This window comes from Sanyastnella coralliicola, assembly GCF_030845195.1.
GTDB lineage: Bacteria > Bacteroidota > Bacteroidia > Flavobacteriales_D > Sanyastnellaceae > Sanyastnella > Sanyastnella coralliicola.
Genome location: NZ_CP132543.1, coordinates 989,736 through 1,006,122, shown reverse-complemented (window position 1 = coordinate 1,006,122; position 16,387 = coordinate 989,736). Strand labels below are relative to the sequence as shown.

Sequence of the window (16,387 nt, the reverse complement as noted above, 5' to 3'; positions counted from 1 at the left end):
ATTCATGCCGGTTATACTTAATAAAGAAGGGAACTAAATTAGTCCCCTTCCCCTAGTTAGTATATGAAATTTGGCCAGTCAAGCTGACCAACTGTTTTACATTCTTCCCTTCATCATTCGGTTCCAATACAAGTATGGAAGTCCATGTTTTTTCAGCACCCAAAGGGCCCATTTCTCTTTACTCGTATCCATAAATTTACTCAAAAGTGGATCGCTATCTCTTACGTTATCATACTTGAATTCAGCGAGAACCATCTTTCCGTATCCAGTAACTAGCGGACAACTACTATAACCTTCATACACGCTGTCACTCAGCTTGTTATCCTTCATCATTTCAAGGATATTATCAACCACTACTGGAGCTTGTTTACGAATCGCTGCACCCGTTTTAGCTGTCGGTAAAGCGCAGACGTCACCTAGTCCGAAGACGTTCTTATAATGTGAATGTTGCAAGGTGAATTTATCTACATCCATCCACCCCTTGCTTGGTCCTTCTTGATGGGCGAACGGTGATTGCTTCACAAAATCAGGAGCACTTTGAGGAGGAGCTAAATGGAGCATATCGTAAGGAACCACAAAAGTCATTTCTCCTTCAATGTGCTCTCGAATCACATTCTCATCTTCATTAATAACACAACCTCCTTCATCTTGCTTGGTGTACTTGAAGTACACCTCCTTCTTTACTGGATCAATCTTATACGGGCTATAAAAAGTCTTCAAGTGGACGCGCTTTCTACGAATCACTTCTTCCAGTGTTTGTTTGAATGGCTGAACGCCGAAAATGACACTACCTGGAGTGGCAAAGATGACCTCGGTTTGGTCCCTTACTCCTGACTTCTTGAAATACTCCTCTGCCAAATACATAATCTTTTGAGGAGCTCCTCCGCATTTGATTGGAGTGGCAGGTTGAGTAAAGAGGGCATTCCCTCCTTTGAAGTTCTGAAGTACCCGGTAGGTCTTTTCTGGATCGATGTAATTGCTGCAGACGCTTTCCGTTTGCAGCGCTTCGCGCAGACCCTCAATTCCGTCTAAGTCCATTTGAAGTCCGGGAGACACAATCAAATAGTCATACGAGACGGATCCATTCTCTCGTGTGTTTACGGCGTTATTCTCGGGTTCAAATGTCGTCGCATAGTCCTTAATCCAAGTCACCCCAGACGGCATCACGGAAGACATTTTACGCTCAGTCTTCTGCATTTCATATGCTCCAGCTCCAACCAAAGTCCAAGCGGGTTGATAGAAGTGAGATTCAGCAGGTTCAATGACCGCAATTTTCATCGAGGAGTCGTGATTGAGCAGCTGAGCTGCGGTCATGATACCACCGGTTCCTCCTCCGATGATAACCACTTGATAATGTTGTTTCATGGCGTTAATGAATTAGGATACTGCAACTTAACCAGCACATAAGCTAGACTGTGCGACCTAAGTCACAGAGCATTATGGCATTTGTCAGTTTTTGAAATGGGGAGAAAAAAGAACCACCTGCCGTTGATGATTTCATGCTTCCGATCGCTGCGAAATCTGGCAGGTGGTTCGACGCCAAAACTAAATCACTAAGCATGTTCGACAACAGGCAAGCCTGCTTCGACCATGGCATCAAAACCTCCGGTTATATTGATGACGTTTTTAATTCCATTGGCAGCTAATACTGAGGCAGCTGCTACTGAACGATATCCTCCTTTGCAATGCAGGTAGAATCGTTCATCCGGGTACTTCTGTAAATCTGCATAGATGAAGTCCAGTGGCAAATTAATGGCTCCGTCTACACGCGAAGCTTGGTATTCGCTGAATCGACGTGAATCAACGACGGGCTGTTGTGGCCATGACTCAACAAACTCCTGAGCGGAAACACATGCGATCGTCTCGAGTGCCTTTCCAGCGTCATGCCACGCCTGAATGCCTCCTTCGAGGTATCCCTGGATATTATCATAACCCACACGAGCTAGCCTGATCACGGCTTCTTCTCGTTGACCTTCATCGGTAATCAACAGAATAGGTGCGGTAATATCATTGACTAGAATACCTACCCATGGGGCGAAATCTCCTTCCAAACCAATGGATAGTGAACCATTGATAAACCCTTGAGTGAAGGCATCAGGATCACGCGTGTCGATGACGAACACTCCTTCCTTGTTCATCGCTTGCTCGAACTCTTTTGGGGAGTATCCCTTTTCCGCGCGTGAGCGCACATCATCAATACTCTCATAGCCCATCTTATTCATCTTCGCATTCGAAGGGAAATACTGAGGAGGTGGTAGCAAACCGTCTGTCACTTCTTTGATGAATTCATCACGTGTCATGTCTGACCGCAGAGCATAGTTGCTTTCTTTTTGATTTCCGAGGGTATCTACAGTGTCTGACGACATGGCCTTACCGCAGGCAGATCCTTGGCCATGGCCAGGGTAAACGATAATATCATCGTCTAAGACCATGATCTTCTCACGGATAGAGTCAAAGAGCAAACCAGCTAACTCTTCTCGAGTCATATCGGCTGCTTTCTGAGCAAGGTCCGGACGACCTACATCACCTAAGAACACCGTGTCTCCGGTGAAAATCGCTTTGTCTTTTCCTTCCTTATCTCTGAGAAGAAAAGAGCTTGATTCCATGGTATGACCAGGCGTGTGGAGCACTTTAATTGTCAAGTCTCCAAGAGCCAATAACTCACCATCTTCAGCGATATACGCATCGAAATTTGGAGTGGCTGTTGGACCGTAAATGATCTTCGCTCCTGTCTTCTTCGCTAGGTCTAGATGACCGCTAACGAAGTCAGCGTGAAAGTGAGTTTCGAGAATGTATTTGATCTTCACACCTTCGTCTTCCGCCATTTGAAGATATGGCTCCGTTTCACGAAGTGGATCAATAATCGCTGCCTCCCCATTTGAGGAGATGAAATAAGCACCGTGTGCTAGGCACTTAGTATAGAGTTGTACTACTTCCATGGTTCCCTTATTTAGGTTGAACCAGGGCCGTTAGAATGAGTTCTTCAGATCACCGTAGGCCCCGATGTTTGTTACATTTTTGAACCCTTGAGCCTTTAGAAACGAAGCAGCTTGTCCACTGCGATTACCTGACCTGCAATAGAGGTAGTAATGCTTTTCTGGATCCCATGAAGAAGCGTTCTCGTGAACTTCTCCTGAAAGCCAATCTGCAGCTTGCGCGTCTGGAAGTGTTCCCATAGCACGTTCTGCAGCGGTGCGAACGTCAATAATTATCCCGGCATTTGACTCAATCTCCTTGCGGATTTCTTCACCGGATGTCTTGTTGGTATTACGAAAGAATAACATGGGTTGAGTTTTTATTCTGATACAAATGTCAGCACTTTACTCTGGATGTACTGTACCCTAGGTCACCAAGGAAACTGATCTTGGTCAAGATTCTTGCGTTCGATCGCATTGCGATGCAGCGCTACGAAGCCTTTCTGTTCCATTTTCTTCAAGAGGCGCGAGATTACCTCACGCGAAGAATTCAGATCATAGGCAATCTGTTGGTGAGTCGTTTGAATAGTATCTGACTGATATGCTTTGAATTGCCTACGCAAGTAGAAGAGCAACTTCTCATCCATACTGCGGAAGGCCACCTGATCGATGACTGTTAAAAGCTCTTCAAATCGCGATCGATAAGTCTCTAAAACAAAGTAGTACCATGATTTGTGATCGGTCATCAATTGATCCATGTATTGAATCGGAATGGCCAATGCGGTCACATCTTCAACCGCCACAGCTTTCACCTGCGACTGTTCAGCACGCGTAGCACAAATCATCGAAAGTGCGCAAGCCGAACCTGGTTCGAGGTAATAGAGCAAGAATTCATTCCCTTCCTCATCTTCACGATAAAGCTTCACCTTACCATCCACCACAAGCATGGTATGCTTGAAGTACTGGCCAGTGCGCATCATCTCCTCTCCTTCTCTAAATTCCTTCGCTAATCCAACTTCGGTCAAAAACGACTTCAAATCAGGTGAAAAATGCTTGAATTCAGATTCAAACTTCTGCTTTACGTCTTCTGGAATAACTTCTATCATGGCTATTGTAGAAACTCGTCTATCGCGCGAGCTAGGCGATAATCCTTCTCCGTGATTTTATTGCCGGCATCATGCGTACTCAATTCAATCCGAACGTAATTGTACACGTTATACCATGTTGGATGATGATTCATTTTCTCGGCAATCATTGCCACACGAGTCATGAATGTAAATGCCTCACCGAAGTCCTTAAAGCGGAACTCCCGAACTAACTTATCATCGTTTTCCTGCCACATAATCACGGTTTTCTCAAAGGTAATTAAATCAGAACAGCGCCATTTGTGACCAAAGGCACTTACGGTTGATGGTGGACGGTTGACGGTAGACGGTAGACGGTGGACTGTGGACCGTGGACCGTGGACCGTGGACCGTGGACCGTGGACCGTGGAATGGATGAACCTAATCAGCTAAACATTCTATACGTCTGAGTCGTATTATTCATTCTCCCCCTGTCAACCGTCTACCGTCTACCGTCTACCAATAACCAACTAACCATGCTAACCGCCGAAGGCGAACTAATCATGCTCCCCCTGTCCACCGTCTACCGTCAACCGTCTACAGTCTACCGTCAACCGTCAACCGTCAACCGTCAACCGTCAACCGTCAACCGTCAACCAACTAACCATGCTAACCGCCGAAGGCAGACTAATCATGCTCCCCCGGCCAACCGCCTACAGCTTACTGCCTACCGCCTACCGTCTACCAATAACCAACGAACCCGTACATTTGCCGCATGCACAACATCCCCTTCTCCCCTCCGCGTGTTGATGACCGAACGGTGGAGGCTGTTACGGAAGTTCTACGTTCGGGTTGGATTACGACCGGACCGAAGACGGCGCAGTTTGAAACTGAATTGGCTGAATACATTGGTGTAGACAAAGTTCTGGCCTTGAATTCATGGACAAACGCGTGCGAACTTGTGCTACGTTGGTTTGGTGTGGGCGAAGGTGATGAAGTTATTCTACCCGCTTATACCTATGCTGCCACAGCCAATATTGTCATGCACGTTGGGGCTACGCCAGTGTTGGTTGATTCCTTGCCTGATCATTGCCATATTGATCCTCACGCTATCGCGGAAGCGGTGACCGAGCGCACGAAAGTGATCATGCCTGTGGATATCGGTGGGATGCCTGTGGACTATGACGGCATTTGGAGCGTCATTAACGAAAAGAAAAGTCTATTTAGACCGAACTCCACTGAGCAGGAGAAACTAGGCCGTATTCTCTTCCTGAGTGATGCTGCGCATAGTTTTGGGGCTACGTATAAGGGTAAACAGATTGGTCAACAAGCGGATATCAGTGGATATTCGTTTCACGCCGTTAAGAATCTGACCACAGCTGAAGGTGGAGCACTTGCCTTCAATTTGCAGAACAAAGAAGACAACGAAGAGCTTTACCGGCGATTGCGCATTTCTGCCTTGCACGGACAAACCAAAGACGCCTTGTCTAAAACGGATGGGAATTGGCGGTATGATATCATCGAGGCCGGTTTTAAATGCAACATGACGGATATTCAGGCTGCCATGGGACTGGTTGAACTCGGTCGATATGATGAGACCTTAGCATGCCGTAAAAGCATTTGTGAACGCTACGACGAGGCCTTCGAAGATGGCCCATTCATTATACCACCACAGCAAGATGCAGATTGTGAGACCAGCTATCATTTGTATCAGCTTCGTTTACGCAACGGAAGTGAAAGAGATCGTGATGCGTTAATCGAAGCGTTGAGAGAACAGGGTATTTCGAGCAATGTACATTTCCAGCCACTTCCCTTGTTGAGTTTCTACAAGGAACAAGGATACCATATGTCTGATTATCCAAACGCTTGGAAGGCCTATGAAAATGAGATCTCTCTTCCCGTTTGGTATGGAATGACGAGAGAAATGGTGGCAAGGGTATCTCGTGCCGTTCAAGAACTCTGGAAAGGATGAAACGGCTCTTTGACGTGCTCGCTTCCGCGATAGCGATCATAGTATTACTACCGCTATTCATTGTCATAGCTTTATGGATCATCATCGATGATGGAACCCCTATCTTCTTTCGCCAAACAAGAGTCGGAAAAGACCAACGCGAATTCCGCATTTACAAGTTTCGATCGATGTACAAGGATGCCGAGTCTCGCGGACAGCTAACCATTGGCGGCAAAGATCCTCGCGTAACGAAGAGCGGCTATTTTATTCGGAAGTATAAGATTGATGAATTCCCGCAGCTCCTGAACGTTTTAGCGGGTGATATGAGCATCGTTGGACCTCGTCCAGAAGTACCGAAGTACGTCAAGCACTATTCTGAAGAGCAGCTTCAAGTATTATCCGTGAGACCAGGAATGACTGACCCTGCGTCGATCGAATTCATCGACGAAGATGAGATTCTAGGAAAATCAGAAGATCCTGAAAAAGCCTATATCGAAGAGATTCTACCTCAGAAACTCGCCTTGCAATTGGAGTATGTAACGAAATCTGGGCTTGTCTACGACATCAAACTGATCATGCAGACGCTGGGGAAGATCCTGCGTTAAGCAAATCTTGCAGCTGCTTTAGCTCTTCCACCTTATTCAAGTTCCCTTGCTGCCCGTATGCGAAGACGAGATTATTCACCATTCGACGGATAATATCAGCGTTTTGACACGGACGATAGTAGCGCACTTCTTGTGGTAACTCCAAGTGCATAAGGAAATCATCAACTTCGTTCTTGTGGATGATGGTTCCACCGCTGAACGGGTTAATGTAGAAAAGAATGCCGTTGTCATTTCCTCCTGGAGCAAGTCCCATGCGGTTCTCGTCCATGTACGCAAGGATAAAATGGTTTGGAAGGTTTACCCCATAAATCGGAATCTCCAGGCTATTTGCGATGACTTGGTACAGAATCCCAAGACTTAGAGGATTCCCCTTTTTCGAAGCAAGTACATCTGCGATGTAGCTGTTCTGGGGTGCAGTGTAATTCGTTTTGTTGCCTTGGAAACCGTGAACAGTGTATAGAATGTGGTTGATCACATTCACCTGTTCGATTGCTGTCAGATTATCATTGAGTTCAAGCCAGATGTCTTGGCGCAGGGCGCTCACATTCTTGCGTACTTCAGCTTCATCGAAAGAAGGGTACTGATACTTATTGATCAGGATGGCTCCATCCAAGAGGTCGTTCATTTCGGCAGTAGACCAAGTTTGGAGTGATGTACTGATCGAATTGTAATGGATGTTGTGAATCAATTTCTCGATTCTATCCTGAAACAATTCCCCGAAGGGGTTGAACTCCCAGTATCGTTCCAGCTGAGGAATGATCTCTTCACCACGCGCAACTAATTCTGCACGTACTTGTGAGAAGATGATCTCGTCTGGATCTTCAATGAGGGTTATAAGGGCTGAAATTTCCGATGAACTCATGATTGTCTGCAGCAGTTCTCAAGTGCTGAAACCAAAATTAGCCGACGGTAGAGGGCTTTCAGACGAATCTCTTCGGACTTTTTAAAATGAACTTGTTACAATCGCCCCAACACCGCGTTGATCAAGGACTCTACGGCTTTTGCAGGGTCGGTTGTGAATTCCTCGTTGTATCGGTTTGCTAATACGACGCAACACGTGAGAACACGGTGCGAGAGCATGCTTCCGAGAGCATAAATACCCGCGCACTCCATTTCGAAATTTGTGAGGCGATGTTCACTGGTTTGGAAGCTGCGCATCTGATCCATTCGTTGAGCATCACGCAACGGAACTCGAAGCGCACGGTTCTGAGGACCATAGAATCCATTTGCTGTAACGGTGATTCCATGTACCATGCCTTCGCCAATCGTATTAAGTAAGACCTTATCCGCTTTTGCTACATACGGCGATGCCAACTCTTGTGGCCAATTGGTATGCTCTATGAAGGCCTGCGCAATTTTTTCTTCGTCGGCCAGCATGCTTACGTCATAATGCCAAGGCACACCATCGTATCCAATGGCGTAGGCGCTGGCAATGCGCGTGCCAACGGGAATATCCTCCTGCAAAGCTCCAGTGGTTCCTAATCTGATCAATCGAAGAATCCTCTTCTTTGATCGCGGTATACGGGTTTTTGGATCGATGTTTACCGCTGCATCCAACTCATTGATGACGATATCGATGTTATCTACACCAATACCACTTGAAAGCACAGTAATCTCTTTCTTGCCGATGCGGCCCGTATGAATGACAAACTCTCTTCCGGCAACTTTGTGTTGAATGGAGTCAAATCGCTGAGAGATCATCGGTACACGATCAGGATCGCCAACGATCAAAACAGTATCTGCAATTTGATCTCCGGTTACACCCAAATGATACACAGCACCATTGGGTTGAAGAATCAACTGACTTTCTGGAATTCTATCGGTAAGGGTACGCCGAGCTTTCATGCCGGCAAAGGTAGAAGAAGCATTGGTTTTTTAAGGCCAGAGCGGCACTGCTTCAAACATCAACTCATCTTCTTTTGGCAATAGATCGGTACGACGACGAAGACTGTCAGTCTGTGCCGTTTCTACCGTAAAAATGTTGAAGATGGAGAAGTAGCTCGTGCTTAGAGAAAACGTATATTCACTTTCGTTCTTTTTCTGCTCAGGATCGCCAGGAGTGTCAGGAGAGTTGTTCGCCCAACCAGCAGTAGCGATGCACGCAGTAAATACCAAAAGTGATACGAGCTTCTTCATAGTGATGAACTTTGTGTCAAATTACGGTGAAAGGTACGATAAGTGACCGACTTAACAATCGTTAACATGCAAAAGCAAGACCGTGCGAGGTTGATAGATGCAGTGCTTTTCAATCTTGCTTTTTTGATGATCATATGGGCTCTTTGGCTCTATGAATACGAGACAGGACATCGCTTGAGTGCTTATGGCACTCGTCCAAGAACACCGGAAGGAACGATTGGAATTCTAACGACTCCATTCCTTCACGGGAGCCTCAAGCATATTTGGGGTAACACTGTCTCATTCTTTACACTCAGCACCTTCATCATTTTCTTCTACCGAGAAATTGCCTTCAAGACCATTCTCATCATTTACCTCGTCTCTGGCGTATTGCTCTGGGCGTTTGGAGGTGGTGGGAACCACATAGGCGTCAGCGGTGTGATATACGGAATGGCCGCTTTCCTTTTCTTCTCCGGTATCGTAAGAAAGAACCAAAAACTCCTCCGCGTAGCTCTAGCTGTGGCCTTTCTCTACGGAAGTATCGTGTGGTGGGTACTACCAATTGACCCACAAATCTCTTGGGAAGGCCACCTTGCTGGTTCCATTGTGGGGGTCGTACTCGCGATCCTCTTGCGAAACCAAGGACCACAGGCAGAGAAGACGCAATGGGAGATCGAGGAAGAGTTAGAGGAAGAATTAAGGTTAGAGGAAGAATTAAAATTAGAGGAAGAATTAAAATTAGAGGAAGAATCGAAATCAGACGGTTCTTCAAGACCTCCTCGTCAGGGAGGGAGCTTTTATCAGAGCGATAGTACTGACGGGGATTTCTCGTGGTAACAGATTCCGGCATCCGGCGTCCGGCATCCGTAAGAGTTTCCCTTCGGACGCCGGACGCCGGACGCCGGACAAAAAAAAGCCCCCAAAAAGGGAGCTTTCTATAGACGCCTTTCGGCGAGGATGTCTTCTTAACTATTAAGCATAACAGGCATCACCAACATCAAGATGTCTTCCCCCTCCTCTTCTACTTCACCTGGAAGTAGGATACCTGCGCGGTTTGGTGCGCTGAGTTCGAGAACGACCTCATCAGTAGAGATGTTGCTCAACATATCTAGGATGAATCGGCTATTGAAACCGATCTCCATGTCTTCACCTGTGTAATTACAGCTCATACGTTCGATCGCAGAGTTAGCGAAGTCAAGGTCTTCAGCTGAAATGTGAAGCTCACTACCAGCAATCTTCAGACGTACCTGGTGTGTTGTCTTGTTGGCGAAAAGGCTCACACGACGAATCGACTGTGACATCTGATCTCGATTCACTGTCAACTTGTTCGGGTTGTCTTTTGGAATAACCGCTTCGTAGTTCGGGTACTTTCCATCGATCAATCGACACATCAAGCTGATGTCATCGAACGCAAAGTGTGCGTTGCTTTCGCTGTAAGTCACAGTCACTTTATCAGCTCCTGCTACTACATTCTTAAGCAAGTTCAACGGCTTCTTCGGTACGATGAAGCTGCCAGCAGCGCCTGCTTGCACATCACTACGTGTGTAGCGAACCAAGCGGTGAGCGTCAGTCGCCACAAAGTGCATCTTGTCTTCGTGAATTTCGAAGAACAAACCGCTCATTACCGGACGAAGATCATCGTTTCCTGCGGCGAACAATGAACGATTGATAGCGCTCGAAAGCACTCCACCATCCATATCAAATGACTTGTCGCTTTCAATAGCTGGTGCTTTCGGGAATTCACTTCCGTTAGCTCCGGCTAGTTTGTAGCGTCCTTGGTCACTTGTAACTTCAATCGCTAGAGACTTCTCATCGATCTTAAAGGTCAATGGGATTGACGAACTACCGAATGACTTCAAGGTATCGATCAACAGTTTTGCTGGAATCGCAATACTTGCTTCGTCATCTGTCATTACTTCCATGGCCGTAGTCATGGTAGTTTCAAGATCTGAGGCAGAGATCGTAGCCTTGTTCGGCGAAAGCTCAAACAAGAAATTATCTAGAATCGGCAATGTATTCGAGCTGTTTAGCACTCCGCTCAACAACTGTAATTGCTTATGTAGTTTATCGCTAGCTACAACGAACTTCATGGGTATAAACCTTAGGGTTAGGGCGACAAATATACCCTTTTACCCTCGTCTGCGACATGATTTTAAACTGGGAGTTTTACACATGATTTCAGCCTAGCCGGTGATCTTAATAATGATCGGCGAAACCTCATGTTCGACGCCATCGTTACCCTTTACTATAATATCCTCGATTGTCACTATTGTGTTGCGCGGAATTCTGTCAATTAGGTCCCATAAATCCCTTGGAATCTGACGGCCAGGAATTGGTTTTTCTACTCTAACTCCGTCTTTAGGGTAGGCTAGTGTGAACGATGTCACTCTCAGCGGGAGATTGAACACGAAGTCATCGCCGTACTCTCCAATTACGTAATTAACCTTAAAGGCGGCTTTCGTCATAACTCCTGAGTTTGCTACATCTCCAAATCGAGCGGAAGGCTTTGGTAGCGGCTTCACACGGAATTCCTGTTTTCCCATTTCCTTATAGCCTCCGTCGATCTCTGCCTCTACAATCACACTCACTGTGCCTCGAGCGCTGTTGTTCAAAACCACTTCATAGGCATCACCTTTGGGCGAAACGCGGTTCCCATTCCCGGTAATTCGAACTCTGGTCTTCTCCTTTGGGACTCCCGGTACCGAAACTGAAAGTGGGTTCTCTACTCCTTTATATAGAACGTTCATAGCCGTTGGAGAAACCGTGGCAGAAGGACGAGCTACCATGTACTCAGACTCGAAGGGGAACTCCATGACCTGTCCACGTTTGTTGGGCATGCGGACGACACCGCTGTATGATTGAATTCCCTCTGAACGAGTGTCTACGGCGAAATGTCCCATTCCATTATTGACCTCCAGGGCTTGACCTTCGTTGATCAATTGTCCGTTCTCATCTAATTCACCGATCAAAATCTCAGGCGCCAAGGTGGTACTAAAGCCTCCTAGGAAAATATCTGCTTCATAGGTTTCTCCTTGCAATACGTAGGATGATTTAGGAAGCACTCGTGCTAACACGGTGTCAATTGGAAAATCATCGGCATCCAGCTCGCCGGCGAGGCGATTCAATGCTTCTGATTCAAAGCGACGAATATCATTCTGAAGCTTGCTCATCATGGTAATACTCGCCACAAAAGGCATCTCGTAAAACGCATGAACTTCCCATTCTAATTCGATATCGTCAACCATTCTCGACGAAAAATCAACTGGCAGGTCGATGGCTTCCAGTCCGCGCTGGAAGAGGAGATCATTCACCCCTCCGGTGTAAGACAGAATCTGCTCACGCAGTTTCGCTGCCTCACCACCAGAGCCATCTTCTTGTTCCCCGACCATAATGTAGGTAGCAACGTCGATGTCGTCTTGCTTCTCTACATACCTCAGTTGGAGCGTATCGGCTTCACTTCGCTCCAATCCTTCGGCCTCCATCACTAGCTTCACGCGTAACGAATCAATCTTGGTTTGTACGAGAGAGGCACCCTGTCGCACCTGATCTGCAGCTTCCATCCATTGCCGCACGCCTGTCGGGTCAAGACTATAAGCTGCCTGGATCTCACTCATGAGTCGATCGTTCTCCAGCTCTTGTTGTTCTCCAGCTCGTTCGATTCCCTCATCAAGCGTTACGAAGGCTTCCAGGACTTCACGTTGAACGTTGAGTGCGAGCATTGCGGTGAGTACCAAGTACATCATACCGATCATCTTTTGTCGGGGAGACATGTTATTTCCTGCCATTTTCCTTGATTTTTTGTGGTTGGTTTCAAGGGTATAATGCAGGAACTTGAAAACGTAACGCGGGGGGGAAATCGATAAACGATAATCTATAACTAGGGATTGATGACGTGTTCGGTCTTTGGTTATTAGTTCTTGGTTTATAGTAATCGATAATCAAGAACCGATAAACTATAACTGATCATCGAAAGCTGAACAGGGTGTAAGGAATAGCAGTAGCACTAGTTATCAGTTATAGTTTATCATTTATCGATTTCGTTAAGCAACCTTTTGGTGGTCGACTGCATCTATACTCTGTCGAACCTATTCGACCAAATCATTACCTTGCAGGAAATAATCTTCGCTATGAAAAAAGTTGTAGCTCTACTTTTCGGAATGTTTGCATTTGCTTTTGCAGCTGATGCGCAAGTTTCAGTTACTGATGATAAGATCGAAGCCCTAGTAACTTCTGAGGCTTCACGTTATGATCTTCTAGATATCCGCAACGGACTTGCGGAAGAGAATATTGATTTCCGTTACGACTTGATCGAATGGGCAGATGGTCAATTGACTTCTATCCGTATTCGAATCAAAGCGGAAGATGGTACTACAGCGGAGTACGTTAATCAGAACATCCAAGCTGGAGAAGAGATTAAGATCGTTCGTGAATTGACAGGTGATCGAAACCTGTGCATTGGAGATTGCGAATAATCAACCAAAACATAATCCGGTTCGCCGGAGGAAAATCCCTGCTTCGGCGGGGATTTTTTATTTCACCCCTTCCGTAAGATCTTCCGTGCGAATAGAAAGCGCACATTGGAAATGTCCTTGCGGACAAGAACGTCTGCCATGCAAGCCACATGGACGACAAGCAAGTTCTTTCGGAGATTGAACAATGCAGCTGTTCTCTCCTACTGGTCCAAATCCGAACTCAGGAATCGTGCTACAGAAAATCGCTGTCACGGGAGCATCAACGGAAGAAGCCAAATGCAAAGGTGCCGAGTCATTGACATATGACATCTTCGCCTCCTTCATTAACTGAGCACTTTCTAACAAGCTCAATTTTCCAGCGAGATTATGTATATCGGTATGTGTTGATGCTTTGATGATTCGTTCAACCAAATCGCCATCACTTGGAGCTCCGATGAGGGCTACCTTGTGATCTTTGAAGGCTTCAACCAACTCTACCCATTTCTCTTCCGCGTACATCTTTGTGAACCAGACCGACGCCGGTGCCATGACAATAAGGCTTTGCCGTTCCGCGCTAGCGAAAAGTGTATCAAGCTTAGCCGAAGCATTCACTTGTGCAGGATACAAACGAGGTTGAGCAGCCTTCGGCCCAACCCACTGCTCAATCATGGCATGATTGCGCTCGATCTCGTGTTGGAAATCAGTCTCCCCCTTCTCTCCGATACGATGATCAAAGCTTTGAGAGTAGACGAAGGCCATGGGATTCTTCGTAAAACCGCGTTTATTCTTGCTCTTCATAGCCCACGTGAGCATACCACTAGAAGCAAAACGTTGAAGGTTAACCACCAGATCATAGCGCTGCTTGCGCAGGGTGAACATCAACTGAATGAGGCTTCGGTATTTGCGTTTGCGTTTATCCCAAAGATGCAGCGTGGTAATGAAAGGATGGTTCTCAAACAAAGAGGCATTCCCTTTGCGTACCACTAAATCAATCTGTGCGATCGGATATTTTTGGTGCAAAGACTCTAAGAGCGACGTCGCGAGAATGGCGTCACCAATAAAGGCCGTTTGTATGACCAGTATGCGCTCCAGGGCTAGGCGATATTCGTGAAGACCGCTTGCACATCGTCGTCGTCTTCCAACTTATCGATGAGCTTTTCGATCTCTTCCAGCTGGTCATCAGAAAACTCAACTGGTGAATTAGGAATACGCTGAAGGTTCGCTTTCTTCACTTCGATGCTGCGCTCTTCCAGTGCAGAACTTAGTTTACCAAAGCTCGTGTAGTCTCCAACGACACGGACTGTATCAGGATTGTCATCATCCTCGTCGGTCTCAATCAACTCAATGGTTTCAAGGCCTTCATCGATCAATTCCAGTTCCATGTCTTCTAAGTCCATCTCGTCCGTCTTATCGAAAGTGAAAATGGCTTTGCGATCAAACATAAACTCCAATGAACCTGTTGGGACCATTTGTCCACCAGATTTGCCAAAGTAAGCTTTGACATTTGCCACTGTACGATTGTTGTTATCCGTCGCAGTCTCCACCATGACCAACACACCGTGAGGTCCTTTTCCTTCGAAAATGGTTTCAGTGAAGTTAGCCGCATCTTTTCCAGAGGCGCGATCAATGGCCGCCTTGATATTATCTTTCGGCATGTTCTCTGCCTTCGCATTGGCAATCGCCGTACGCAACGCAGAGTTCATATCAGGATCAGTTCCACCCGCTTTCGCCGCGACCGTAATCGCTCGTCCAAGTTTCGGGAACAATTTTGACATCTTGTCCCAACGCTTTTCCTTCGCCGCACGGCGGTATTCAAATGCTCTTCCCATGGTCTGATCTGGTTTAGGGCAAATATAATTGACTCTCCTCCATCAGCAAAACTCTGTGGAATGTGGAACGCGGGATGCGGATCGCGGAACACGGATTGCGGTTTGCGGTTTGCGGTTTGCGGTTTGCGGTTTGCGGGATGATCGTGATTACAAACGAGTCCGTCAACCGTCTACCGTCAACCGACTACCGTCATCCGTCATCCGTCAACCGTCTACCGTCCACCGTCAACCGTCAACCTCCGCATCCTGCATATTCTTCACCGCGAAGAGGATGAGGCAGCAGATGAGGCCAAGACCGGCCATCGCATATAGCATCATCTCGTAGCCTACCTTGTCAATGAGTTGCATACCAGCGTTATGGGCGAAGATGTGTGAGATCGAGAACGCGATAGAATACATTGCCATGTACGCGCCTGCTTTACCGCGCTTGGAACGCTCCATCGCGAAAGTATTCGAGAAAGGAAAGGCTACGATTTCACCGATAGACATCAGGATCATACCTACCACTAGAATTCCCATCCAGCCGAACCAATTGAGAACGAGGTAAGAGAATACCAGAAGTAGTCCTCCGAAAAGCATGAGCAATAGTCGATCCGCCTTCTTTCTTTCTAACCAGTCTACTAGTGGCATTTCAATTAAAAAAACCAACAAACCGTTGAACGCGAGAAGAAGGCCAATATCAGGCTCACTCAATCCTCTCACTTCGGCATAGTAAAGTGGAACGGTAGAGAAGTATTGCATGAAGACAAAGCCGAACAGCATCATCGCTAATGCGAACCACATGAACAATCCATCATGCTCCGGCAAGCCTTTTTTAGACTCATCTAGCTCGTCGACTACTTTGGCTCTTTTCGGCGATAGGGTAAGCATAATTACCAAGGCGGCAATCATACATGTCACACCATCGATCCAGAACAATCCGTTGTAACTGATATTGGCGATTATCCACCCTCCTATGGCCGGACCTGCAGAGAAACCAAGGTTAATGGCAAGACGAATCAAAGAGATACTCCGTGCCTTGTTCTCAGGCTTGCTGTATAAACCAACGGCCACGAACATGGCTGGACGGAACATATCTGTAGCGAGCATCGTCATAAAGACACCAACACAGATCCACTCGAACTCTCTAAAGAACTGAAGGCCGATGAAGAATAAACCTGAAAAGATCAGGCTGATCACCATCACTTTGAAGTTACCAATGCGATCGGTGAGCTTACCTCCCAACCATGAACCGGCAACTGAACCAATACCAAAAGCAGACATAATCCACCCAACTTGAGCATAGGTAAAACCAAGTCCTTCTGTCAAATACAACGAAAGAAACGGGATGACCATCGCTCCAGCGCGGTTAATCAATGTCATGAGCGCGAGCCACCACACCTCAGTTGACAGTCCTCTAAACGTGTCAACGTAACTTTTGGCAAGTTTTGTTTTCATGATTCTACGATCGAAAGGAG

At 46.6% G+C, this 16,387-nt stretch carries 17 protein-coding genes; 4 read left to right on the top strand and 13 right to left on the bottom strand.

The genetic code is table 11. The features are described from left to right. Positions 1–96 precede the first annotated feature (96 nt). The 5 genes from RA156_RS04290 to RA156_RS04270 all read right to left on the bottom strand — a co-directional run bounded on the left by RA156_RS04290 (position 97) and on the right by RA156_RS04270 (position 4,257). On the bottom strand, positions 97–1,365 hold the full coding sequence (locus RA156_RS04290) for an NAD(P)/FAD-dependent oxidoreductase (RefSeq protein WP_306643107.1): 1,269 nt from the start codon (positions 1,363–1,365) through the stop codon (positions 97–99). A gap of 188 nt (positions 1,366–1,553) precedes the next feature. Further along, the gene (locus tag RA156_RS04285) at positions 1,554–2,939 is read right to left on the bottom strand and encodes an MBL fold metallo-hydrolase (RefSeq protein WP_306643105.1); all 1,386 of its coding nucleotides are present in this window, start codon (positions 2,937–2,939) and stop codon (positions 1,554–1,556) included. Between the two features lie 30 nt (positions 2,940–2,969). Next, positions 2,970–3,284, bottom strand: coding sequence for a rhodanese-like domain-containing protein (locus RA156_RS04280; RefSeq protein ID WP_306643104.1), 315 nt, complete (start codon positions 3,282–3,284; stop codon positions 2,970–2,972). A gap of 62 nt (positions 3,285–3,346) precedes the next feature. Beyond that, a complete protein-coding gene (locus RA156_RS04275; RefSeq protein ID WP_306643102.1) occupies positions 3,347–4,021 on the bottom strand; it encodes a Crp/Fnr family transcriptional regulator in 675 nt (224 codons plus the stop codon). Between the two features lie 2 nt (positions 4,022–4,023). Next, the gene (locus tag RA156_RS04270) at positions 4,024–4,257 is read right to left on the bottom strand and encodes a 4a-hydroxytetrahydrobiopterin dehydratase (RefSeq protein WP_306644178.1); all 234 of its coding nucleotides are present in this window, start codon (positions 4,255–4,257) and stop codon (positions 4,024–4,026) included. A gap of 497 nt (positions 4,258–4,754) precedes the next feature. On the opposite strand from RA156_RS04270, the gene RA156_RS04265 reads away from it, so the two are divergent. Both RA156_RS04265 and RA156_RS04260 read left to right on the top strand, forming a co-directional pair. Beyond that, the gene (locus RA156_RS04265; RefSeq protein ID WP_306643100.1) at positions 4,755–5,951 is read left to right on the top strand and encodes a DegT/DnrJ/EryC1/StrS family aminotransferase; all 1,197 of its coding nucleotides are present in this window, start codon (positions 4,755–4,757) and stop codon (positions 5,949–5,951) included. Beyond that, positions 5,948–6,535, top strand: coding sequence for a sugar transferase (locus RA156_RS04260; protein WP_306643099.1), 588 nt, complete (start codon positions 5,948–5,950; stop codon positions 6,533–6,535). Before RA156_RS04265 ends, RA156_RS04260 begins: the two co-directional genes overlap by 4 nt. On the opposite strand, the gene RA156_RS04255 is transcribed toward RA156_RS04260, so the two are convergent. From RA156_RS04255 to RA156_RS04245, 3 genes are all read right to left on the bottom strand, one after another. Continuing rightward, positions 6,504–7,397, bottom strand: coding sequence for a transglutaminase-like domain-containing protein (locus RA156_RS04255; protein ID WP_306643097.1), 894 nt, complete (start codon positions 7,395–7,397; stop codon positions 6,504–6,506). The genes RA156_RS04260 and RA156_RS04255 overlap by 32 nt on opposite strands. A 95-nt stretch (positions 7,398–7,492) precedes the next feature. Continuing rightward, positions 7,493–8,380, bottom strand: a complete 888-nt coding sequence (locus RA156_RS04250) for a nucleoside phosphorylase (protein ID WP_306643096.1) — start codon at positions 8,378–8,380, stop codon at positions 7,493–7,495. Between the two features lie 30 nt (positions 8,381–8,410). Beyond that, entirely contained in the window at positions 8,411–8,671 is a 261-nt protein-coding gene (locus RA156_RS04245; protein WP_306643094.1) for a hypothetical protein, read from the bottom strand. Between the two features lie 66 nt (positions 8,672–8,737). Between RA156_RS04245 and RA156_RS04240 the strand changes: the two genes are divergently transcribed. Next, positions 8,738–9,487, top strand: a complete 750-nt coding sequence (locus RA156_RS04240) for a rhomboid family intramembrane serine protease (protein ID WP_306643092.1) — start codon at positions 8,738–8,740, stop codon at positions 9,485–9,487. Positions 9,488–9,615: 128 nt separating this feature from the next. Here RA156_RS04240 and dnaN read toward each other — a convergent pair whose 3' ends face one another. Further along, complete coding sequence (gene dnaN, locus RA156_RS04235; protein ID WP_306643090.1) at positions 9,616–10,740, bottom strand: DNA polymerase III subunit beta; 1,125 nt, start codon at positions 10,738–10,740, stop codon at positions 9,616–9,618. A gap of 93 nt (positions 10,741–10,833) precedes the next feature. Continuing rightward, complete coding sequence (porM, locus tag RA156_RS04230) at positions 10,834–12,435, bottom strand: type IX secretion system motor protein PorM/GldM (RefSeq protein WP_306643088.1); 1,602 nt, start codon at positions 12,433–12,435, stop codon at positions 10,834–10,836. A gap of 342 nt (positions 12,436–12,777) precedes the next feature. Between porM and RA156_RS04225 the strand changes: the two genes are divergently transcribed. Further along, positions 12,778–13,122 (top strand): hypothetical protein, encoded by a 345-nt coding sequence (locus RA156_RS04225; RefSeq protein WP_306643087.1) that lies wholly within the window; start codon positions 12,778–12,780, stop codon positions 13,120–13,122. A gap of 57 nt (positions 13,123–13,179) precedes the next feature. Here the strand turns inward: RA156_RS04225 and RA156_RS04220 are convergent, their stop codons facing one another. The 3 genes from RA156_RS04220 to RA156_RS04210 all read right to left on the bottom strand — a co-directional run bounded on the left by RA156_RS04220 (position 13,180) and on the right by RA156_RS04210 (position 16,367). Next, complete coding sequence (locus tag RA156_RS04220; RefSeq protein ID WP_306643085.1) at positions 13,180–14,085, bottom strand: glycosyltransferase family 9 protein; 906 nt, start codon at positions 14,083–14,085, stop codon at positions 13,180–13,182. Positions 14,086–14,195: 110 nt separating this feature from the next. Further along, on the bottom strand, positions 14,196–14,930 hold the full coding sequence (locus RA156_RS04215) for a YebC/PmpR family DNA-binding transcriptional regulator (protein ID WP_306643084.1): 735 nt from the start codon (positions 14,928–14,930) through the stop codon (positions 14,196–14,198). A 225-nt stretch (positions 14,931–15,155) separates the two neighbouring features. Further along, positions 15,156–16,367 carry an MDR family MFS transporter gene (locus RA156_RS04210; RefSeq protein WP_306643082.1) on the bottom strand — a complete coding sequence of 404 codons (1,212 nt, stop codon included), beginning with the start codon at positions 16,365–16,367 and terminating at the stop codon, positions 15,156–15,158. Positions 16,368–16,387: the final 20 nt, after the last annotated feature.

Coding starts and splice junctions, on each gene's coding strand:
- RA156_RS04290 (WP_306643107.1), bottom strand. CDS start 1,365: ATGAAACAACATTATCAAGTGGTTATCATCGGAGGAGGAACCGGTGGT.
- RA156_RS04285 (WP_306643105.1), bottom strand. CDS start 2,939: ATGGAAGTAGTACAACTCTATACTAAGTGCCTAGCACACGGTGCTTAT.
- RA156_RS04280 (WP_306643104.1), bottom strand. CDS start 3,284: ATGTTATTCTTTCGTAATACCAACAAGACATCCGGTGAAGAAATCCGC.
- RA156_RS04275 (WP_306643102.1), bottom strand. CDS start 4,021: ATGATAGAAGTTATTCCAGAAGACGTAAAGCAGAAGTTTGAATCTGAA.
- RA156_RS04270 (WP_306644178.1), bottom strand. CDS start 4,257: ATGTGGCAGGAAAACGATGATAAGTTAGTTCGGGAGTTCCGCTTTAAG.
- RA156_RS04265 (WP_306643100.1), top strand. CDS start 4,755: ATGCACAACATCCCCTTCTCCCCTCCGCGTGTTGATGACCGAACGGTG.
- RA156_RS04260 (WP_306643099.1), top strand. CDS start 5,948: ATGAAACGGCTCTTTGACGTGCTCGCTTCCGCGATAGCGATCATAGTA.
- RA156_RS04255 (WP_306643097.1), bottom strand. CDS start 7,397: ATGAGTTCATCGGAAATTTCAGCCCTTATAACCCTCATTGAAGATCCA.
- RA156_RS04250 (WP_306643096.1), bottom strand. CDS start 8,380: ATGAAAGCTCGGCGTACCCTTACCGATAGAATTCCAGAAAGTCAGTTG.
- RA156_RS04245 (WP_306643094.1), bottom strand. CDS start 8,671: ATGAAGAAGCTCGTATCACTTTTGGTATTTACTGCGTGCATCGCTACT.
- RA156_RS04240 (WP_306643092.1), top strand. CDS start 8,738: ATGCAAAAGCAAGACCGTGCGAGGTTGATAGATGCAGTGCTTTTCAAT.
- dnaN (WP_306643090.1), bottom strand. CDS start 10,740: ATGAAGTTCGTTGTAGCTAGCGATAAACTACATAAGCAATTACAGTTG.
- porM (WP_306643088.1), bottom strand. CDS start 12,435: ATGGCAGGAAATAACATGTCTCCCCGACAAAAGATGATCGGTATGATG.
- RA156_RS04225 (WP_306643087.1), top strand. CDS start 12,778: ATGAAAAAAGTTGTAGCTCTACTTTTCGGAATGTTTGCATTTGCTTTT.
- RA156_RS04215 (WP_306643084.1), bottom strand. CDS start 14,930: ATGGGAAGAGCATTTGAATACCGCCGTGCGGCGAAGGAAAAGCGTTGG.
- RA156_RS04210 (WP_306643082.1), bottom strand. CDS start 16,367: ATGAAAACAAAACTTGCCAAAAGTTACGTTGACACGTTTAGAGGACTG.